Source organism: Arthrobacter sp. B1I2 (assembly GCF_030816485.1).
GTDB lineage: Bacteria > Actinomycetota > Actinomycetes > Actinomycetales > Micrococcaceae > Arthrobacter.
In genome coordinates this window covers 2,458,923-2,478,890 of sequence record NZ_JAUSYC010000001.1, presented here as the reverse complement: position 1 = coordinate 2,478,890, position 19,968 = coordinate 2,458,923, and the positions used below count along the sequence as shown (strand labels likewise).

Sequence of the window (19,968 nt, the reverse complement as noted above, 5' to 3'; positions counted from 1 at the left end):
AGCGCCATTGCCCAAATGAATAAGGAAACTCCCCGTGAGTGAATTGCATACCCACCAGCTTCTAACCGATGAGTCCGGCACGGAAACCATAGAGCCGGAAGAAACCATCATCTCGGACGAGACGCCGCATGAGATCGCGGAAAAGTCCTTTGCCGACTACAACGTCCGTGAGGACATCGTTGAATCCCTGGCTGACGCCGGGATCACCCACCCCTTCCCCATCCAGGCCATGACCCTGCCGGTGGCCCTGGCCGGCCATGACATTATCGGCCAGGCCAAGACCGGCACCGGCAAAACCCTGGGCTTCGGCATTCCCGCACTCCAGCGGGTCATCGGGCAGGACGACCCCGGCTATGCCAAGCTCGCCGTGCCGGGAGCCCCGCAGGCCCTGGTCATCGTTCCCACGCGTGAACTGGCCGTGCAGGTGGCCGGGGACCTGGTGACGGCGTCACGCAAGCGCAATGCGAGGATTGCCACCATTTACGGTGGCCGCGCCTACGAGCCCCAGGTGGAGGCCCTGAAGCAGGGCGTCGAGGTTGTGGTGGGCACCCCCGGCCGGCTGATCGACCTCTACAAGCAAAAGCTCCTGAGCCTGAAGAACGTCAAGATCGTGGTGCTCGACGAGGCCGACGAGATGCTGGACCTGGGCTTCCTGCCGGACGTTGAAACCCTCATCGCGGGCACCCCGGCCGTCCGCCAGACCCTGCTGTTCTCCGCCACCATGCCCGGCCCGGTCGTCGCGATGGCACGCCGCTACATGACCAAGCCCACCCACATCCGCGCCGCGGATCCCGAGGATGAGGGCCTCACCAAGCGCGACATCCGCCAGCTGATCTACCGTGCCCACAGCATGGACAAGATCGAGGTGGTGGCCCGCATCCTGCAGGCCCGCGGACGCGGCCGGACCATCATCTTCACCAAGACCAAGCGCACCGCCGCCAAGGTCGCAGAGGAACTCGTGGACCGCGGCTTCGCTGCGGCCGCCATCCACGGCGACCTCGGCCAGGGCGCCCGCGAGCAGGCGCTGCGCGCCTTCCGCAACAACAAGGTCGACGTCCTCGTCGCCACCGACGTCGCCGCGCGCGGCATCGACGTTGACGACGTGACGCACGTGATCAACTACCAGTGCGTCGAAGACGAGAAGATCTACCTGCACCGCGTCGGCCGCACCGGCCGCGCGGGCAACAAGGGCACCGCCGTGACCTTCGTCGACTGGGACGACATGCCGCGCTGGGGCCTGATCAACAAGGCCCTGGGCCTGAGCGTGCCCGAACCGGTTGAGACCTACTCCTCCTCGCCGCACCTGTTCGAGGAACTGGACATCCCGGAGGGCACCAAGGGCCGCCTCCCCCGCGACAAGCGGGTGCTCGCCGGCGTCGACGCAGAAGTCCTCGAAGACCTTGGCGAGACCGGCAAGAAGAACACCCGCCCCAGCGCAAGGGACAGTGCCCGGGACGGCGCCAGGAGCAGCGGGCGCGACTCCGGCCGCTCCGGCTCCCGTGAGGGCGGCCGTTCCGGCTCCCGTGACGGTGCACGCGAAGGCGGCCGTGACAGCGGACGCTCCGGTGAGCGCCGTCGTCGTTCGCCCGAGAAGGAAACCGCGGCCGGTCCCGCAGAGGCAAGCGCCCCGGCAACGGCGAGCGCCCCGGCCGAGGTGGACCGCGCCACCCGCGCCCGCCGCCGGACGCGCACCCGCCGCCGCAACGGCGAAGTGGTGGCAGGTGCCGACAATGGCACGCAGCCCGGCAATGCCGAGGGCTAACTGCCCTGATGACTGACACTGTTTGGGCGCCGGACGGCGGCAGCCTGGTGGTGCACGCGGACAACGCGGAGTACCTCCCCACGCTGCCGGACGGCGCCTTCACGCTGATTTACGTGGACCCGCCCTTCAACACCGGCAGGCCGCAGCAACGCCAGGAAACCCGGATGGTGGTCAACGCCGGTGGCAGCGGAGACCGTGTGGGCTTCAAAGGCCGCTCCTACGACACCATCAAGGGTGCCCTGCACCGCTACGATGACGCGTTCAGCGACTACTGGTCCTTCCTCGAACCCAGGCTCGTGGAGGCGTGGCGCCTGCTGGCCGATGACGGGACCCTGTACCTGCACCTGGACTACCGCGAGGTGCACTACGCCAAGGTCATGCTGGACGCCATCTTCGGCCGGGAATGCTTCCTGAACGAGATCATCTGGGCCTACGACTACGGCGCCCGGGCAAAAAACCGGTGGCCCACCAAGCACGACAACATCCTGGTGTACGTGAAGAACCCGGCGAAATACCACTTTGACAGCGCCGAGGTGGACCGCGAGCCCTACATGGCCCCGGGGCTGGTGACGCCTGCCAAGCGTGAACTGGGAAAGCTGCCCACCGACGTCTGGTGGCACACCATCGTCTCGCCCACCGGCAAGGAGAAAACCGGCTACCCCACCCAGAAGCCGGAGGGCCTGGTCCGCCGGGTGGTTGCCGCTTCGAGCCGGCCCGGTGACTGGTGCCTGGACTTCTTCGCCGGCTCCGGGACGCTGGGGGCAGTTGCCGCCAGGCTTGGCCGGAAGTTCGTGTGCGTGGACCAGAACCAGCCTGCCATTGACATCATGGCCAAGCGGCTCGGCGCCCACGCCACACTCACCTCGTTCCGGCCCACCTGACCAGTCAGAGGGGCCGCGGTGTCAGGGCCGGACGACGGCGGCTCCCGTGCCGAGTTCCTCGATTCGCGCCAGCATGTCGGGTGCCGTGACGTTTTCCCCCAGCAGGTTGGGCTTGCCGGTGCCGTGGTAATCGGAGGAGCCGGTGATCAGCAGGCCATGCCTGGCCGCCAGCCTGCGCAGGAAATCGCGGCCCTCTTCCGGATTGTCCCGGTGGTCGATCTCCAGGCCCGCCAGGCCGGCGTCGATCATGTCACGGTACGTACGCTCCCCTACGATCCGTCCCCTGGAAGACGCCACGGGATGGGCAAACACGGGCACACCGCCGGCGGCACGGACCAGTTCGACGGCGGTGGCCGGGTCCGGCGCATAGTGCGGGATGAAGTAGCGGGACCGCGAGGTGAGGATGGAGGCGAAGGCCTCTGAGCGGTCCTCCACCACGCCGGCGGCGACGAGGGCGTCAGCGATGTGCGGCCGCCCAAGGGTGGCGCCGGGTGCCACGTGGTGGATGACGTCATCCCAGGTCAGCGGGTAGTCCTCGGCCAGGATGGTGACCATCCGTTCGGCCCTGGTGTGCCGGGAATCCTTGGCCTTGGTAATTTCCTCCAGGAGGCCGGGATGGGTGGGATCGTGCAGGTAGCTCAGCAGGTGGACGCTGATGCCTTCCTCCGTCCGGCATGAGACCTCCATGCCCGGGACCAATGCCACCCCGAACGTTGACGCGACAGCCGTTGCCTCCGCCCAGCCAGCCGTTGAATCGTGGTCGGTCAGGGCAACGACGTCAAGGCCCGCGCGCGCAGCAGATGCCATGACATCGGCCGGTGGCTCGGTACCGTCGGAAACGTTGGAGTGGGCATGCAGGTCAATCCTCACCCGTCCAGCCTAGTGGACGGCGGCAGGGCGGCCCGGCTGCCTTGTTCGCTTAGCCGGGAAGCTGGTGAGACGATGGTGCCGTGAACGATGCCGAAAACACCCAAAACTCTGCTGCCCAGCCGCTGGAGGAGCGCGTCAACAACCGCTCACAGCGGCCCAGTTCCAACGCCTTTAAGGCCTTCATGGCCAGCAACTGGGCGCCGTCCAGCCAGGAACTTCCCCAGCGGGATGCTGTCGCCGGTTACGCCGCAAACCGGCGCAAGGCAATCTCCGTCCTGTTCAAAGGCGAACGCCTGGTCATCCCCGCCGGCCCTCTCAAGGTCCGCTCCAACGACTGCGACTACCGCTTCCGGCCGCACTCCGGCTTCGCCCACCTGACCGGGCTCGGCCTGGACCACGAGCCGGACGCCGTCCTGATCCTGGAACCGGTTGAAGAGGGAAAGGGCGACGACGGCGGCAACCACCGGGCGACGCTGTACTTCCGGCCGCTGGCCGGCAGGGACACGGAGCAGTTCTACGCGGACTCCCGCTCCGGCGAGTTCTGGATCGGAGCCCGCCCCACCCTGGAGGAGTTCGAGGCCCGGCTGGGACTGGCCACCGCACACGTCGACCAACTGGAAACGGCCATCACCAAGGACGTGGGTGCCCCGGAAATCGGCGGCATCTCCATCCGCCTGGTCCGCAAGGTGGACGAGAACATCGACGCCCTGGTGGACACGGCCCGGTATAACACGGCGAAGGACCCCGAGAACCTGGACCTCGGCGTCCTCGATGCGCTGGATGAGAAGCTGAGCGAGGCCCTCTCCGAACTGCGCCTGCTCAAGGATGAGTGGGAGATCGAGCAGATGAAGATCGCGGTGTCCGCCACCGTTGAAGGGTTTGAAGAAGTGGTCAAGGCCTTGCCGCGGGCCCTCACGCATGCCCGCGGCGAGCGGGTGGTGGAAGGAGCCTTCTTTGCCCGCGCCCGCGAGGTGGGCAATGAACTGGGCTACGACACCATCGCAGCTTCCGGCAACAACGCGACCGTGCTGCACTGGACCCGCAACACCGGCCGCATCCACGCCGGCGAGCTCCTGCTCCTGGACGCCGGCGTCGAGGCGGACTCGCTCTACACCGCAGACATCACCCGCACTCTTCCGGCCAGCGGCGCCTTCAGTGATGTCCAGCGCAAGGTCTACCAGGCGGTCCTGGATGCCGCCGACGCCGGGTTTTCCGCTGCCCGGCCGGGAACCAAGTTCCGTGACATCCACACCGCGGCCACCACTGTCCTGGCGGAGCGTCTGGCCGAATGGGGCATCCTGCCCGTCAGCGTGAAGGAAGCGGTCAGCCCGGAAGGCCAGCAGCACCGCCGCTGGATGCCGCACGGTACCAGCCACCACCTGGGACTGGACGTGCACGACTGCGCGCAGGCAAAGCGCGAACTCTACCTTGACGGCGTCCTCACCGAAGGCATGGTCTTCACCATCGAGCCGGGTCTGTACTTCAAGAAGGAAGACCTGGCGATCCCCGAGGAGTACCGCGGCATCGGCGTCAGGATCGAGGACGACATCCTCATGACGGCTGACGGCCCCGTCAACCTCAGTGCCGCACTGCCGCGCAACCCGGAGGACGTGGAGGACTGGATGGCCGGCATCTACCGGACCGAAGAAGCCTGACACAGGCGAGGACAGCAAAAAGCGGGACCGCCGGATTCTCTCCAGCGGTCCCGCTCTTTGTTTCCCGTGCCGTCAGACTTGTTGGGCCTTGGCTGTCCGGGCGGTCCTATTGCCGGTGTTCGCCGTGGTGCTGGTCCCCGTCCGGACCGTACTGGCTGTCCGCAGGGTGTTCAGCACCGTTTTCTGCGTTGCGCTCTGTGGGCTGTCCTGCCCCTGGCTGGCCCTGGCCAGCGGCGGGACCCTGCGGCAGGCGGACGCCATACTGGGGACGGCCGTCGGGCAGGTCCGGGTAGCGGACTGCCCGGGCCGGGGCGGCTGGCTGCGCCGGCTGCTGTTGATGCGCGCCGTTGTACTGCTGGCCGCTGTGCTGCTGGCCGCCGTCGTTGGGGTAACCGTGTCCGTCCTGGACTGATCCGTCCTGGGCCGGTCCGTCCTGGTCCGGCGAACCGGAGGGCCGCTGGCCGTAGGGATCGTTCCACCCGGCGGGACGGGCCGGACCCTGCCCCGGCTGCTGCCCCTGTCCCGGCTGCTGCTGGTGCTGGTACGGCTGGTTGGAGTAGTCCTGCTGGGTGTATGGACCGTGGCCGGATGCCGCGTCCGAGCGTGACATCGGCAGCTGCTGCAGCAGGCGCCGCGCCTCGTGGGCGGCCTCGGGTGCCACGATGACGTCGTAGCTCGTTGCCACAACCTGGCTGGTGGACGTGAAGTCCCGCTTGCCGCGCTGCATGGCGTAGGTGACGATGCCGAAGAGCATGAAGAAGGCCGCACCCATCAGCACCGACGTCAGGATCGAGAAGTACCCGGGTGATGGTGCAAAGAAGGACAGCATGACGCCCACGAACAGGCCGAACCACATGCCGCTCAGTGCCCCTGAAAGTGCCACCCTTGGATAGCTCAGGCGCCCCGTAACCCGCTCCACCATCTTCAGCTCATTGCCCACAATGGACACCATCTGGACCGGAAACTGCTGGTCCGCAAGGTAGTCAACTGCTTTCTGGGCGTCGAGGTAGGACGAGTAGGAGCCTACGGTGTCACCGGTGGGTACGGCACGGGCATCGTCCGGTCCGTTCGCGGCCCCGGCCTTGGGAGCACCAAAAATGTTCGACATAAACCCATTCTTGCCCATCAAGGTGGGTGCCGCCTGTAAATTCAGCTAAAAGAGAGCAGACTCGGTAGCCTGTAGTGGTGAGTACAACACCGACACGCGTCTTCGTGGCACGCCTCCTGGGCCTCGACGTCTTCGACCCGCTGGGCGACCGGCTGGGCCGGCTGCGCGATGTTGTTGTGCTGTCCCGCGGAACCCAGGGAGCTCCGCACGTAGTGGGCATCGTGGTGGAAGTTCCGGGAAAAAAGCGGGTCTTCGTTCCCATGACCCGCATCACCTCAATCGATCAGACCCAAATCATCTGCACGGGCCTGGTCAACCTGCGCCGGTTTGAACAGCGGGGGGCGGAAACACTGGTGGTGGCGGAAATGTTCGACCGGCGGGTTACCCTCCGCGACGGCAGCGGCGACGCCACCATCGAAGACATCGCCATGGACCAGCACCGGTCCCGGGACTGGTTCGTCAGCAAACTCTTTGTCCGTCGCGGCCATTCCCTTTCCCCCTTGAGCCGGCTGCGCCGCAACGAAACCCTCATTATTGACTGGGCGGACGCCCAGCAGGGCCCGCGCACCGAGCCGCAGGCCGCAACCCAGTTCGTGGCCAACCACGAAGACCTCAAACCCGCCGACTTCGCCGAAGCCCTGCAGGAAATGAGCGACAAGCGCCGCTTCGAAGTGGCCAGCGAACTGCAGGACGAACGGCTGGCCGACGTCCTCCAGGAACTGCCGGAGGACGACCAGGTGGAGATCCTCTCCGCACTGGATGTCCAGCGCGCCGCCGACGTCCTGGAAGAGATGGATCCCGACGACGCCGCCGACCTCCTCGGTGAACTCCCCTCCGCCCAGGCCGAGGAACTGCTCCAGCTGATGGAGCCCGAGGGCGCCGAGGACGTCCGCCGCCTGCTTGAATACGACGAAGACACCGCGGGCGGCCTGATGACCCCGGTGCCCGTCATCCTGCCCCCGGAAGCCACCGTCGCCGAAGCCCTGGCCCACGTCCGGCGCGAGGAACTCTCTCCCGCCTTGGCGTCGTCGATCTTCATCGCCCGGCCCCCGCTGGAGACGCCCACGGGCCGGTTCCTGGGCGTGGTCCACATCCAGCAGCTCCTCCGCTTCCCGCCCTTCGAATCGCTCGGCAACCTCGTGGACAAAAACCTGGAGCCCCTGTCCGACCAGGCGCACATCAGTGAAGTGGCACGGACCCTGGCTACCTACAACCTGAACTCCCTTCCGGTGGTTAACGACTCCGGCCGGCTTGTGGGGGCGGTGACTGTTGATGACGTTTTGGATCACCTGTTGCCCGATGACTGGCGCGCCCATGACGGTGAAGCCCCGATAAGAAGGCTCGGTGGCCGTATTGGCTGATATCAGTGCTCCAAAGAACCCCGCACCGCGTCCCCCCGCCAAGACGGCTCCCGCGGGCAGCCTCGACACACCGCTGAGCGGCCGCCAGCGGATCCTGCCCAAGTTCTCCCCGGACCCGGACGCGTTTGGCCACGCCACTGAGGGCTTTGCCCGGTTCATGGGCACGCCGCAGTTCCTGGTCTACATGACGGTGTTCGTCGTCATCTGGCTTGCCTGGAACACCTGGGCGCCGCTGGAATGGCAGTTCGACTCGCGCGACCTCGGCTTCACCCTGCTCACCCTGATGCTGTCCCTGCAGGCCTCCTACGCGGCACCCCTGCTGCTGCTGGCGCAAAACCGACAGGACGACCGCGACCGCGTCTCGCTGCAGCAGGACCGCCAGCGCGCCGAACGCAACCTGTCCGACACCGAGTACCTGACCCGGGAGCTGGCTTCGCTGCGCATTGCCCTGCGCGAGGTGACAACCCGGGACTACGTCCGAGCGGAGCTGCGCTCTCTCCTGGAAGACCTGCTGGAGGCCCAGGAAGAGCTCCGAACCCATGACTCAACCGGCCAGGGGCAGCACGAGTCCCCACGGGACAAGGTTCGGGAAAAACTCAAAGAACAGCGCGAGCGGCAGCGGAACCCCCGCACCCAGCAGATTCCCCGGGTCAAGCCCGGCCATTCAACCCAGGAACGTTAATTGAGCGCATCTCCCGCCAGCCCCTCGCGCGAGGCGGTCAACGCCGCCTTGGCCACGGTCATCGATCCCGAACTCCGGCGCCCCATCACCGAACTGGGCATGGTGGACTCTGTCCAGGTCTCCGGCGACGGCAAGGTCACCGTGGCAGTCCTGCTCACCATCGCCGGCTGCCCGCTGCGGGACACCATCACCGCCGACGCCACCAAGGCGCTGCTGGCAGTCCCCGGCGTCACCGCCGTCGACGTCGAGCTCAAGGTGATGACCCAGGCCCAGCGTGATGCCCTCAAGGAGAAGCTGCGCGGCGCAGGCGGCCAGCGGAAAATCCCCTTCAATGAACCGGATTCCCTCACGAAGGTCTACGCCGTGGCCAGTGGCAAGGGCGGAGTGGGCAAGTCCTCGGTAACGGTCAACCTGGCCACAGCACTGGCCGCCCAGGGCCTGCGCGTCGGCATCGTGGACGCGGACGTCTACGGCTTCTCCGTGCCCGCGCTGATGGGCATCACCCAAGCGCCAACCCAGGTGGACGACATGATCCTTCCCCCGGTTGCCTACGGCGTGAAAGTGATCTCCATTGGCATGTTCGTTACCGGCAACCAGCCCGTTGCCTGGCGTGGACCCATGCTGCACCGGGCCCTGGAACAGTTCCTTACCGACGTCTACTTCGGCGACTTGGATGCCCTGTTCCTGGACCTCCCGCCGGGTACGGGCGACATCGCCATCTCCGTTGCCCAACTGCTGCCCAAGGCCGAGATCCTGGTGGTCACCACACCCCAGGCGGCGGCAGCCGATGTTGCCGAACGCGCCGGTGCCATCGCCACCCAGACGGGGCAGAAGATCGCCGGCGTTATCGAGAACATGTCCTATTTGGAAATGCCCGACGGCGGCCGGATGGACCTCTTCGGAAGCGGCGGCGGTGCGGTCCTCACCAAACGACTGAGCGCCATGGTGGGGGTGGAGGTCCCGTTGCTGGGCCAGATTCCCCTGGACATCCGTCTGCGGGAAGGCGGGGACACGGGGGTTCCGATCGTCCTCGGGCAGCCCGAAGCCCCCGCAGCTGAAGCGATGGCGGGCATTGCCGGGCAGCTGGCCACCAAACCGCGCGGCCTCGCCGGGATGAAGCTGGGGCTGCAGCCGCGCTGAGTTTTATCCCGGCCGGCAGGTCGGGGCGGGACTGACGGCAGGCTCCTACGTGGATTCGGTGTCGAACGGGGCGGGTTCGCCCGCGGCGAGCCGCTGGACAACCCTCTCAGGCCGCTTGGGGGCCGAATCTGCCGCGGCGGCGGCGCCGGAAACGGCAGCCACCGCGGCAGGGGCGCCGGCGCTGACCCGCTTGGTGTCGTCGTCCAGCAGCGCTTCCTTGATGATGCGGCGGGGATCGTACTGGCGCGGATCGTATTTCTTCCAGTCGACATCGTCGATATCGATGCCCACTTCTTCCTTGATCTGTTCACGCGCACCGGAGGCCATGCGGCGAAGTTCCTTGACCAGGTTTGCCAGCTTCTGGGTGTATTCGGGCAGCCGCTGGGGGCCGATCACCAAAACGCCAATGATCAGCAGAAGGATGAACTCCGGGCCGTTGATTCCAAACACTTTAGGAAGATTACCCTCTCCGGGCTGCGAGTGACGATTCCCGGCCGGCGGACGGGGAAACAGTCCGTGTCACTGGGTGAACAGGGCCGCGATCTTGTTGATTCCCCGCTCCAGCCTTGCCTCCAAAGACTCGGCGGCGGGCCTGCCGGTCGTTTCGGGGACGGCCGCCGCAACCCCTTCTGCGGCGGTATCGGCAAACCGCTTGAGGATGGGCAAGGCATCATCGGCCTGCTCGGGAGGCAGATCGGAACGGTAGGTGATAGTGAGGCCGGCCGCCCGGTACGTGGCGAGCCAGGGAGAGGTACTCGAAACCTGCAGCGGGTCAGCTTCCCGGCCTGCCGCGCTCTCCCCCTCCGCACTACCCGCAGGCGCGGGCGGGCTTGCCGTTCCCTTGTTGACTGGGTGCTGTTCCGTGACGGTGGCGTGGTGGGCGCCGTCGGTGAGCCGCAACTCCACTGCAGGTTGCCCGTCAACCACCAGCGCCTTGGCGGCTTCCAGGTGGAATCCCATGGCCTGCAGTTCCGGGCAGGCCCATCCCTCGGAGCGTAACGTGGCCAGCTGTGAAGCCGTTAAGGTCCTGCCGTCCGCGGGGGTCTGCGACGAGACGTGCGAAAATGCCGCTTCGGTTCCAGCCGGTTCGCCGGCCGCAGGGTCTCCCGCCGCGGTGAATGCCCCCATGGCCAGCACTCCGGCCGCTGCCATGGTTCCGCCCGCGGTGAGCGCAAACGCCCGTCCAGCCATCCGGGAAGTCCCACCCTGGTTCTCAGGTGCGGGCGGCTGGGCAGCCAGTTCGTGGGTGCGTGCCAGCAGCCGCGCCGTCAGGTCCTCGCTGGCGGGCGGGATGGGAGCATCCCGTAGACGCTCAAGGTACTGCCGTTCCCGGCGCACGGCGGCAGCGCACTCCTGGCAGGCCTCAAGGTGGCTGCCGGTGCGCTGATGCCTGCCGCCGAGAGGAAACTGGGACCTCATGTGCCGTTCAGAGGATGCCGGCGATGCGGGGCATCGCAAGCTTGCGGCGGGATTGCTGCGGGCGGGGGTCGCGGTGGGCCAGCTTCTCGCGGAGCATGGTCCGGCCGCGGTGGATGCGCGAGCGGACGGTGCCCAGCTTGACGCCCAGGGCCTCGGCGACTTCGTCGTAGGACAGCCCCTCAAGGTCGCACAGGACCACAGCGGCGCGGAAGTCCGGCGGAAGTTCCTCCAGCGCGGCCTGCACGTCGAGGTCCAGGTTGTTCAGCTCAAAGCTCTGCTCGGGACCCGGTTCACGGCCGGGGAGCCGCGACTCCGCGTCCTCCGCGAGGGCGTCGAACCGGATGCGGGTCTTCCGCCGGGCCTGATCCAGGAACAGGTTGGTGGTGATCCGGTGCAGCCAGCCGTCGAGTGTTCCGGGCTTGAAGTTCTCCAGCGACCGGAAGACGCGGACGAAGACTTCCTGGGTGAGGTCCTCGGCGTCGTACTTGTTTCCGGTCAGGCGGTAGGCCAGCCGGTAGACCTTTGCGGAGTGGTTGGTAACCACTTCTTCCCAGGTGGGACGGACCCACTCATCGTCGGGATTGTTTACTGCAGGGACAGGTGCCACAACTGAAGATGACATCGTCCACTCCCCTCGTGGAATGCTAACGCCCGGATACTGTTGACATCTCTGATTCGGCGCCGGTCACCTTTTGGATGAGCGGATATTAATCATGTCAAACTTGGCTGGGAATTTCCTGACTGCGGGCAAACTTCAGCCTTGGGCGCAACTGCTGCTTTCCCGGCCGGCCGGGCCTGACACAGTAGGCTGGAGGAGACATTCCCCCTTTACGCCCAGAAAGCGATAATTCATGAGCGCCGACAAGTCCAGCAGCTGGTCCTACGCAGAAGATCTGCCCGCTGAGGATGAGGTTATGCTTCGGGCCCGGGAACGTTCATTTGAATTAGGGGTAAGCGCCATCAGCCCCGGCGTGGGCGCCGTCCTCACGGTCCTCGCTGCTGCATCCAAAGCCCAGACCGCCGTGGAGATCGGCACCGGCGCGGGCGTCTCCGGCGTATGCCTGCTGCGGGGCCTTGGCCCGCACGCAGTCCTGACCACCATTGACGTGGACGTCGAACACCTGAGGGCCGCCCGCGAAGCGTTTGCCGAGGCCGGCAGTCCTGCCAACCGTACCCGCACCATATCGGGTCGCGCGGGTGACGTCCTGCCGCGGCTCACGGATGGCGCCTACGACCTGGTGTTCATCGACGCGGACAAGCCCGGCCTGCCCGGCTATGTGCAGCAGGCCATCCGGCTGCTGAAGCCCGCGGGACTGCTGGTCATCAACGACGCACTGGACAAGGACAAGGTAGCCAACCCTGCGGGCCGGGAGGCAAATACCGTGGTCCTCCGCCAGGTGGGCAGGGCAATCCGCGACGACGACAGGTTGGCCTCCGCGATGCTTCCCACCGGCGACGGCCTGCTGGTGGCCGTCAAGAAGTAAGCGCTGCAAAAAGGACAGGGTGCGCAGCCGGCAGGCTGCGCACCCTGTCCGGCACGACTATTCGGTAACGCCGACCAGGCATTCCTTGAGGTTGGCTGCTTCGGCAGCGTTCAGTTCGACCACCAGGCGCCCGCCGCCTTCGAGCGGGACGCGCATGATCAGGCTGCGGCCCTCCTTGGTGACTTCCATTGGGCCGTCGCCGGTGCGTGGTTTCATAGCCGCCATGAGGAATTCCCCTCCATTTTGTTCCAGGACTAATCAGCCCGGGTGGGCTGTGTCCGCATGTCGATCAGGCCGCTGTGGCGGCGGTGGTGGTTTCACCGCCAAGGCTGCGCGTTTTCTTAATGCTTTTGTCCTTGCTTACCTATCATTATCGCGGAATTACCCGCACGTAGCTAATCGATGGACATTTCCCGGCGCGTGTTATTCCCGCGCTGACCTGCGTGGAAGCCGGATTTGTTAAGGCGGATAATCCCCTCCGCCGGGCAGCTGCGCCCACGCCCACAGCCAGACGATCCAGACGATCTGAAGCAGCAGGAACATGGCCACCACCGTCCCCCGGTAAGCCCTGGAGCGGGACAGGAACGCCGCCGCCAGGGCCAGCGGAAACAGCGGCAACAGCATTCTGAAGGTGCTGGTTTGCGGATGGAGGAACGCCAGCAGGTAACCCATGTAGCAGGCGCACCAGAGCCGCAGTTCGACGCCGAGCCGCACCACCGGGGGAAGGAACAGCATCGCGGCGAACAGTGCCACGAAGACCACGGGGGCAAGGACGCCCAGTACAGGGCCGAAGAGGTCGACCCCGGAGTCGAACCACGGTTTGAAAGGGACCAGGTCCTCGCCCCGCCACACGGTTTCGGTTTTGGTATAGGCCTGAGGGTCCCCGGTCGCTGCCCACGCCGCGGCGGGCCAGGCCAGCGCGGATACACCCGCGACGGCGGTGAGCCCGGTCAGTGCCGCCAGATCCCCGACAGAATGGGCTTTGTCATCCCCGGCGCCCTTCCGCCCGTTTCGGACAAGTGCTATTGCCCGGAAAACCAGCAACAGTCCCGCCATGGCGGCGAAGGGAACACCAACGGGCCGGGACAGGCACATCAGGAACACCACCGGGATGGCCCACAGGTACTGCCGGCGCACCACCAGCAGCAGGGCCCCGGCGAGCAGCAGCAGGGACAGCGGCTCGGCGTAAGGGACCTGCAGCACGGCGGAGACCGGAAAAGTCGAAAAAAACGCCACCCCCCACATGGCCGGTGCGTGTGAAGCCTTCTGCCGGAAGAGCGCGTACACCACGAGGGCAGCCGCCCATCCTGCCAGCATTGCGACGAGGGTGAGCGACGCGGCGGGGTTCAGCCCGCTGAGGCGGCTGAGTCCGCCGGCCAGTGAAGGAAAGAGCGGGTAGAAAGCCCACGTATTCTCCAGCACATTGCCGGCTGGTCCCGTGGGAAGGACTGACGGATAGCCGTCGGAGATGACCCGGCCGTACCAGCGGGCATCCCAGATATTGATGAAGTTCCAATAATCCGGCTTCGGCGGGAACCAGGGGTTCGCGCCCTGGTGGAGCGCCGCGGCCATAAAAAAGCCTGCTGAGACCAGGCGGGCGCCGACGTAAAGTGTGGTCACCTGCAGCCACCACGGCCAGCTGCGGACGGCGGAAGCCAGGCGGTGGGCCGCGTCGCCGGTGGAGGCCAGGGGGCTGCGGCGGGCCACCGTGCTCACAGGCCGCCCTTTCCTTGCGCGGCAACCTCGTCGGCAGCCCCGCTCCCACCGTGCCCTGTGCCGGGCTCTTCCGTCACCGGGGCGCCGGGGTCCTTGCATCCGCCGTCGGAAGCTTGCTTCCCAACCTGCTCCAGGGCAGCCAGACGGCCCCGCAGCTCAGCCAGCTCCGCATCCCTTGCAGCCAGCTGGTCCCGCAGCTCATCCAGGACCTGGTCCACCTGGTCCATCCGGTAGCCGCGCAGGCCAAGGGAGAAACGCACCTGTTCAACGTCGCCGGGACCGGCATGCGCCGGCAGCAGCACGGGCGGGAGGTTGGCGGGTGGCTCTTGGAATCCCCCGTCCAGCAGTGCGGGCAGCGCAGCCGCGCTGCCCTTGCGGGATCGCCGGCCCAGGCCGGCCCACAGGACGGCCGCCACCAGCACGACGGCGAGGAAAACGAGGAAGAAGCTCACGGTTCCATCGTGCCAGACCGGCGGCCGGGACTACGGACTGCGGCTACTCCGGCCGCTGCTCCCCGTTCAGTGACGGTGTCACCCCTCCATGCAGGACCCGGTCAACGGCCTCTGCGGGATCGTCCACGAGCTGGATGAGATCCAGGTCCTTCTCCGAGACCATGCCTTCGGCCACCAGGGTGCCCCTGATCCATTCGATCATCGGTCCCCAGAACTCGACGCCGAGGAGCACGATGGGGAAGGACGTCACCTTGCGCGTCTGGACCAGGACCATGGCTTCGAACAGCTCATCCAGGGTACCCAGTCCGCCGGGCAGCACAATGAAGCCCTGTGCGTATTTGACGAACATGGTCTTGCGGGCAAAGAAGTAGCGGAAGTTGATTCCCAGGTCCACCCATTGGTTCAGTCCCTGTTCGAACGGCAACTCAATGCCAAGGCCAACCGATACGCCGTTGCCCTCCACCGTTCCCCGGTTGGCCGCCTCCATGGAACCAGGGCCGCCGCCGGTGATCACGGCGACTCCGGCTTCGGCGAGCTTGCGACCCACCTCAACACCCATCTCGTAATACTGGCTGCCGGGCTTGGTCCGTGCTGAGCCGAAGACGCTGACCGCTTTTCCGATGTCCGCGAGCGCACCGAAGCCTTCGACGAATTCGCTCTGGATCCGCAGGACACGCCAGGGGTCGGTGTGGACGAACTGGCCCGGGCCCTTGGTATCAAGCAGGTGCTGGTCCGACATTTCCACGGCCGCCTGTTTGCGGCGCAGTTCGAGGGGCCCCTTACGGCGCGGCTGGGAATTCTTGGCCGGGTCTGCGTTGATACTCATTCCCCTAGGCTAACCTCCAACTCCAGGTATCTCTTGAATCACGATCGGCAGGAACTTGGGGTGATTGGCGTCATAACGCACCGTTGTTCGCTAGATTCTTTCCTATGACTACTCATGTGCCCGGCGATGCCCTCGTCTCCCTGAACGCCGTTAATAAGCATTACGGCCAGCTGCACGTTTTGAAGGACATCAACCTGCACGTCCGCAAGGGCGAGGTTGTTGTGGTCATCGGACCCTCGGGCTCCGGTAAGTCCACCCTCTGCCGGGCCATCAACCGTTTGGAAACCATTGAGGGCGGAACCATCAGCATCGACGGGAAAGTGCTCCCCGAGGAAGGCAAGGAACTGGCCCAGCTTCGCGCCGACGTCGGAATGGTTTTCCAGTCCTTCAACCTGTTCGCGCACAAGACCATCCTTGAGAACGTGACGCTGGGACCCATCAAGGTCAAGGGCGTTGCCAAGGCAGCCGCGGAAAAGGATGCCATGGCCCTGCTCGAACGGGTGGGCGTGGGCCACCAGGCTCCCAAGCTGCCGGCACAGCTCTCCGGTGGCCAGCAGCAGCGTGTTGCGATCGCCCGCGCCTTGGCAATGAAGCCGAAGGTCATGCTGTTCGACGAGCCCACGTCCGCGCTGGACCCGGAAATGATCAACGAGGTCCTTGATGTCATGGTCCAGCTGGCCAAGGAAGGCATGACCATGATCGTGGTCACGCACGAGATGGGCTTCGCCCGCAAGGCCGCGGACCGTGTGGTCTTCATGGCGGACGGCCAGATCGTGGAGGACGCCACCCCGGAGGAATTCTTCACCAACCCGAAGAGTGACCGCGCAAAGGACTTCCTGTCCAAGCTCCTCACCCACTGATTGCCCGAACCACCACCCGGCAGTTCGCATCCAGGCCGGAAACCCACGGCCATCAATGAAAGGAATGTTATGAAGGCATTTATGTCCCGGCGGAAATCCTTCGTCGTGGCGGCTACAGCTGCCCTCGCCCTGTCCCTCAGCGCCTGCGGTGGAGGCGACTCCGGAGGTTCCAGCAACCCGAGCCCCGTTGAGAAGCCGTCCTTCGCTGCCGGAACCACCATGGAGAAGCTGTCCTCCGCCGGCACCATCAAGATCGGCACAAAGTTCGACCAGCCGCTGTTCGGCCAGGTTGGCCTGGACGGCAAGCCCGTCGGTTTCGACGTTGAGATCGGCAAGCTGGTCGCCGCCAAGCTGGGCATCGCCGCGGACAAGATCGAATGGTCCGAGACCGTTTCGGCAAACCGCGAGCCCTTCATTGAGCAGGGCAAGGTGGACCTGGTCATCGCCACGTACACCATCAGCGACAAGCGCAAGCAGGTTGTCGACTTCGCCGGCCCGTACTACGAAGCCGGCCAGGCCCTCATGGTGAACAAGGACAACGACACCATCAAGAAGCCCGAAGACGTCAAGGGCAAGAAGGTCTGCTCGGTGACGGGCTCCACCCCCGCCGCCACCATCGTGGACAAGTACGGCGCGGAACTGGTCCCGGCCGCCACCTACTCCGCCTGCCTCGAACCGCTGCGCAACAAGCAGGTTGAAGCTGTCACCACGGACAACGTGATCCTCGCCGGCTTCGTCGACAAGGAGCCGGATGCCTTCAAGCTCGCGTCCGAGGAAACCTTCACCAAGGAGCCCTACGGCATCGGCCTGAAGAAGGGCGACACCCAGTTCCGCAACTGGATCAACGACCAGCTGGAGTCCTTCGAGAAGGACGGCTCCTACAAGAAGGCATGGGAAGCCACCGCCGGTTCGGTCATCAAGACGGCACCGAGCCTGCCTGCCATCAACCGTTACTAAGTAGCGTCCGCCACGCTGCCGGGGCCGCCCAACGGCCCCGGCAGCACAGCCTTCAATCCGTCCACGCTTACAGCCGAAGGATCTTATGGACGTCATTCTTGAAAACCTGCCCCTGTATTGGGAGGGTTTTCTCCGCACTCTTTTCCTGTCCGTCGTCTCCGGTATCATCGCGTTGATCCTTGGCACCTTGCTGGCCGCGGCACGCGTCTCCCCGGTTGCGGCGCTGCGCGGTTTCAGCACCGTCTACGTGGAAGTCCTCCGCAACACCCCGCTGACCATCGCCTTCTTCTTCGCAGCCGTCGTGCTCCCCCGGATCGGGGTCAAGTTTGAGCAGTTCGAGATCGCCGCGATCATTGCCCTCAGCACCTACACCGCCGCGTTCATCGCCGAAGCTGTCCGCTCAGGTGTCAACAGCGTGCCCGTGGGGCAGGCCGAAGCAGCACGCAGCATCGGCATGAACTTCGGCCAGGTTCTCTCGCTCATCATCCTCCCCCAGGCGCTGCGGACGGTGATCCCGCCGCTGATCAACATCCTGATCGCCCTGGTCAAGAACTCGTCGGTGGCCGGCGCCTTCTTCGTCCTGGAGCTGTTCGGCTACGGCCGCCAGCTGGCCAACGCCAACGGTGATGCCGTGATCGCCGTCCTGCTCGGCACGGCGTTCTTCTATCTGCTCCTCACCGTTCCGCTGGGGATCCTCGCCAACACGGTGGAACGAAAGGTGGCGATTGCCCGATGAGCTCGGTTCTCTACGACGTCCCCGGCCCCAAGGCGCGCCGGTTCTCCCTCATTGCCTCCATCATCGGTGGCCTGCTGATTCTTGGCCTGCTGGCCTGGGTGATCATGATCCTCGCCCAACAGGGCATCTTCGAAGCCCGCCGCTGGCAGATCTTCACCCGCGCCGATGTGTGGCGGCTGCTCGGCAACGGGTTGGGATCCACCCTGTCCGCAGCGGCACTCGCGGCAGTCATCGCCTTCCCCCTGGGCCTGCTGCTGTGCCTCCTGCGTATTTCCGACGCTGCTGTGATCCGGGTTCCCATGCGGGTGCTCCTGGAGTTCCTTCGTGGCATGCCCGTGGTCCTGATGATGCTGTTCATCCTGCTGGGCTTCGGCACCTCGGCGTTTATCGCCGTCGTGGCCGGCCTGGTGCTCTACAACGCGGCCGTGTTCGCCGAGATCATCCGCGCCGGCATCCAGTCCCTGCCCAAGGGACAGCGGGAAGCCGGCCTGGCCATCGGGCTGACCAGCTACAAGTCGCGCATGCTGATCGAACTGCCGCAGGCGATCCGCCGCATGATGCCCTCGCTCGTGGCACAGATGGTAGTCCTCCTGAAGGACACCTCGCTGGGCTACATCGTGGCGTACGGCGAACTCCTGCGCGCGGTCCAGGTCATGGCGGACTTCCTGGGCACGCAGTACCTGTTCCCGATCTTCTTCGTCGCGGCGGCCATTTACATCGCCATCAACATCTCGGTGTCACGCCTTGCCGTGTGGATCGAGCGACGCGGTTCCAAGAAGGCTGCCGGCGGTATGGCGAAGGCCGAACCCGATGTGCTGGAAGCCGCAGCTCCGTAACTTTCGAAGCTGGTGATGGAAAAGGTCCGGAATTCCCGTGGGAGTTCCGGACCTTTTCCATGAGGGAATCTGTCAGGCAGCAAGCCAACTCTGGAGGGCGCGCAGGCACTCGCGGACGGCGTCGGCATGGACGTGCTCGTTGTCCTTGTGCGCCAGCAGCGGATCGCCCGGGCCGAAATTCACCGCCGGGATGCCCAGCTCACTGAAGCGGGCGACGTCGGTCCAGCCGTATTTGGGCTTGGGCTCGGCTCCCACGGCGGCAACGAAGGAGGCGGCAGCCGGGTGCTGCAGGCCGGGACGGGCACCCGCTGCGGCATCGGTGCGGACGACGTCGAAGCCTTCCAGCAATTCCCGCACGTGGGCTTCGGCCTGGTCCGGCGTCTTGTCCGGCGCGAAGCGGTAATTGATCTCCACCACGCAGCGGTCCGGGATAACGTTGCCGGCCGTGCCGCCGTTGATCTTCACGGCGTTGAGGCTTTCCCGGTAATCAAGCCCGTCAACATTGATAGTCCGGGGCTCGTAGGCGGCAAGGCGGGCCAGGATCGGCGCTGCCGCATGGATGGCGTTGCTGCCCATCCAGGCACGGGCCGAGTGTGCGGCCTCCCCCACCGTGGTGGCCTCGAACCGGCTGGTTCCGTTGCAGCCGCCTTCCACAGTGCCGTGGGTGGGCTCCAGCAGGATGGCGAAGTCCCCCTGGAGCAGGTCTCCGTGGTTGCGGACCAGGCGTCCCAGTCCGCTCTTCACTGCTTCCACTTCTTCGTGGTCGTAGAAGACAAAGGTGACGTCCCGCCCGGGCTGCGTGCCGCCGTCGAACAGTCCTGCCGCCAGGGCAAGCTGGACCGCCACGCCACCCTTCATGTCCGTGGCACCACGGCCGTAGAGGACACCCTCGCCCGGAACCCCGGACTCCCAGGTTGAAGGGACCGTGCCCCTGGAACCCTCGGTCTGGGGCAGCGGGACCGTGTCCAGGTGGCCGGCCAGGATCACGCGCTCACCCAGGCCGAGGTCGGTCCGGGCGATGATGGCGTCCCCGTCCCGCACTACGGCCAGCTGGGGAATCTCCAGCAGGGCGGCCTCAACAGCATCCGCGAGCCGCTTCTCATGGCCGGACACACTGTTGATGTCCATCAGCGCCGCAGTCAGCAACGCCACGTCCTGGCGGAGGTCGAGGGTGGACACGGACGAGTCAGGGGCGGTTTCGGCAGTCACGAAGCCAGTCTAGT

21 protein-coding genes are annotated in these 19,968 nt (G+C 65.9%); 11 read left to right on the top strand and 10 right to left on the bottom strand.

The genetic code is table 11. From position 1 onward, the window contains the following. Positions 1-34: 34 nt before the first annotated feature. Both QFZ57_RS11625 and QFZ57_RS11620 read left to right on the top strand, forming a co-directional pair. The gene (locus QFZ57_RS11625; protein ID WP_306630579.1) at positions 35-1,762 is read left to right on the top strand and encodes a DEAD/DEAH box helicase; all 1,728 of its coding nucleotides are present in this window, start codon (positions 35-37) and stop codon (positions 1,760-1,762) included. 8 nt (positions 1,763-1,770) lie between these two features. Continuing rightward, the gene (locus tag QFZ57_RS11620; protein WP_306630577.1) at positions 1,771-2,643 is read left to right on the top strand and encodes a DNA-methyltransferase; all 873 of its coding nucleotides are present in this window, start codon (positions 1,771-1,773) and stop codon (positions 2,641-2,643) included. A gap of 21 nt (positions 2,644-2,664) precedes the next feature. Here the strand turns inward: QFZ57_RS11620 and QFZ57_RS11615 are convergent, their stop codons facing one another. Continuing rightward, the gene (locus QFZ57_RS11615; protein WP_306900336.1) at positions 2,665-3,513 is read right to left on the bottom strand and encodes a PHP domain-containing protein; all 849 of its coding nucleotides are present in this window, start codon (positions 3,511-3,513) and stop codon (positions 2,665-2,667) included. 80 nt (positions 3,514-3,593) lie between these two features. Between QFZ57_RS11615 and QFZ57_RS11610 the strand changes: the two genes are divergently transcribed. After that, the gene (locus QFZ57_RS11610; protein ID WP_306900335.1) at positions 3,594-5,168 is read left to right on the top strand and encodes an aminopeptidase P family protein; all 1,575 of its coding nucleotides are present in this window, start codon (positions 3,594-3,596) and stop codon (positions 5,166-5,168) included. A gap of 106 nt (positions 5,169-5,274) precedes the next feature. Here QFZ57_RS11610 and QFZ57_RS11605 read toward each other — a convergent pair whose 3' ends face one another. Next, positions 5,275-6,276, bottom strand: a complete 1,002-nt coding sequence (locus tag QFZ57_RS11605) for a general stress protein (protein ID WP_306900334.1) — start codon at positions 6,274-6,276, stop codon at positions 5,275-5,277. A gap of 77 nt (positions 6,277-6,353) precedes the next feature. Here QFZ57_RS11605 and QFZ57_RS11600 point away from each other — a divergent pair, with 77 nt between their 5' ends. From QFZ57_RS11600 to QFZ57_RS11590, 3 genes are read left to right on the top strand one after another with little or no spacing between them, the layout of a single operon-like run. After that, on the top strand, positions 6,354-7,637 hold the full coding sequence (locus QFZ57_RS11600) for a magnesium transporter MgtE N-terminal domain-containing protein (protein ID WP_306630573.1): 1,284 nt from the start codon (positions 6,354-6,356) through the stop codon (positions 7,635-7,637). Then, positions 7,621-8,319 carry a DUF1003 domain-containing protein gene (locus QFZ57_RS11595; RefSeq protein WP_373461233.1) on the top strand — a complete coding sequence of 233 codons (699 nt, stop codon included), beginning with the start codon at positions 7,621-7,623 and terminating at the stop codon, positions 8,317-8,319. Before QFZ57_RS11600 ends, QFZ57_RS11595 begins: the two co-directional genes overlap by 17 nt. Then, positions 8,320-9,459, top strand: a complete 1,140-nt coding sequence (locus tag QFZ57_RS11590; protein WP_306900333.1) for an Mrp/NBP35 family ATP-binding protein — start codon at positions 8,320-8,322, stop codon at positions 9,457-9,459. Between the two features lie 45 nt (positions 9,460-9,504). Here the strand turns inward: QFZ57_RS11590 and QFZ57_RS11585 are convergent, their stop codons facing one another. The 3 genes from QFZ57_RS11585 to sigE form a co-directional block, all read right to left on the bottom strand. After that, positions 9,505-9,909, bottom strand: a complete 405-nt coding sequence (locus QFZ57_RS11585; protein WP_306900332.1) for a Sec-independent protein translocase TatB — start codon at positions 9,907-9,909, stop codon at positions 9,505-9,507. A 69-nt stretch (positions 9,910-9,978) separates the two neighbouring features. Continuing rightward, a complete protein-coding gene (locus tag QFZ57_RS11580) occupies positions 9,979-10,878 on the bottom strand; it encodes an anti-sigma factor (protein WP_306900331.1) in 900 nt (299 codons plus the stop codon). 7 nt (positions 10,879-10,885) lie between these two features. Continuing rightward, complete coding sequence (gene sigE, locus QFZ57_RS11575) at positions 10,886-11,500, bottom strand: RNA polymerase sigma factor SigE (protein ID WP_306630568.1); 615 nt, start codon at positions 11,498-11,500, stop codon at positions 10,886-10,888. 229 nt (positions 11,501-11,729) lie between these two features. Here sigE and QFZ57_RS11570 point away from each other — a divergent pair, with 229 nt between their 5' ends. Further along, on the top strand, positions 11,730-12,362 hold the full coding sequence (locus tag QFZ57_RS11570; RefSeq protein WP_306630567.1) for an O-methyltransferase: 633 nt from the start codon (positions 11,730-11,732) through the stop codon (positions 12,360-12,362). Between the two features lie 57 nt (positions 12,363-12,419). Here the strand turns inward: QFZ57_RS11570 and QFZ57_RS11565 are convergent, their stop codons facing one another. From QFZ57_RS11565 to QFZ57_RS11550, 4 genes are all read right to left on the bottom strand, one after another. After that, positions 12,420-12,587, bottom strand: a complete 168-nt coding sequence (locus QFZ57_RS11565; protein WP_009357720.1) for a DUF3117 domain-containing protein — start codon at positions 12,585-12,587, stop codon at positions 12,420-12,422. A gap of 234 nt (positions 12,588-12,821) precedes the next feature. Continuing rightward, positions 12,822-14,078 (bottom strand): hypothetical protein, encoded by a 1,257-nt coding sequence (locus QFZ57_RS11560; RefSeq protein WP_306900330.1) that lies wholly within the window; start codon positions 14,076-14,078, stop codon positions 12,822-12,824. Then, positions 14,075-14,530: a DivIVA domain-containing protein gene (locus QFZ57_RS11555; protein ID WP_306900329.1), complete on the bottom strand. Its 456-nt coding sequence runs from the start codon at positions 14,528-14,530 to the stop codon at positions 14,075-14,077. The genes QFZ57_RS11560 and QFZ57_RS11555 overlap by 4 nt, the downstream gene beginning before the upstream one ends. Before the next feature lie 43 nt (positions 14,531-14,573). Continuing rightward, positions 14,574-15,356 carry an LOG family protein gene (locus QFZ57_RS11550; protein WP_306630564.1) on the bottom strand — a complete coding sequence of 261 codons (783 nt, stop codon included), beginning with the start codon at positions 15,354-15,356 and terminating at the stop codon, positions 14,574-14,576. A 104-nt stretch (positions 15,357-15,460) separates the two neighbouring features. On the opposite strand from QFZ57_RS11550, the gene QFZ57_RS11545 reads away from it, so the two are divergent. From QFZ57_RS11545 to QFZ57_RS11530, 4 genes are all read left to right on the top strand, one after another. Then, on the top strand, positions 15,461-16,216 hold the full coding sequence (locus tag QFZ57_RS11545; protein WP_306630563.1) for an amino acid ABC transporter ATP-binding protein: 756 nt from the start codon (positions 15,461-15,463) through the stop codon (positions 16,214-16,216). Positions 16,217-16,285: 69 nt separating this feature from the next. Further along, positions 16,286-17,173, top strand: a complete 888-nt coding sequence (locus QFZ57_RS11540; RefSeq protein WP_306630562.1) for a glutamate ABC transporter substrate-binding protein — start codon at positions 16,286-16,288, stop codon at positions 17,171-17,173. Positions 17,174-17,258: 85 nt separating this feature from the next. Further along, positions 17,259-17,909, top strand: coding sequence for an amino acid ABC transporter permease (locus tag QFZ57_RS11535; RefSeq protein ID WP_306630561.1), 651 nt, complete (start codon positions 17,259-17,261; stop codon positions 17,907-17,909). Beyond that, a complete protein-coding gene (locus tag QFZ57_RS11530; RefSeq protein ID WP_306900328.1) occupies positions 17,906-18,745 on the top strand; it encodes an amino acid ABC transporter permease in 840 nt (279 codons plus the stop codon). Before QFZ57_RS11535 ends, QFZ57_RS11530 begins: the two co-directional genes overlap by 4 nt. 72 nt (positions 18,746-18,817) lie before the next feature. Here the strand turns inward: QFZ57_RS11530 and dapE are convergent, their stop codons facing one another. Continuing rightward, positions 18,818-19,954 (bottom strand): succinyl-diaminopimelate desuccinylase, encoded by a 1,137-nt coding sequence (gene dapE / locus QFZ57_RS11525; protein ID WP_306900327.1) that lies wholly within the window; start codon positions 19,952-19,954, stop codon positions 18,818-18,820. Positions 19,955-19,968 lie beyond the last annotated feature (14 nt).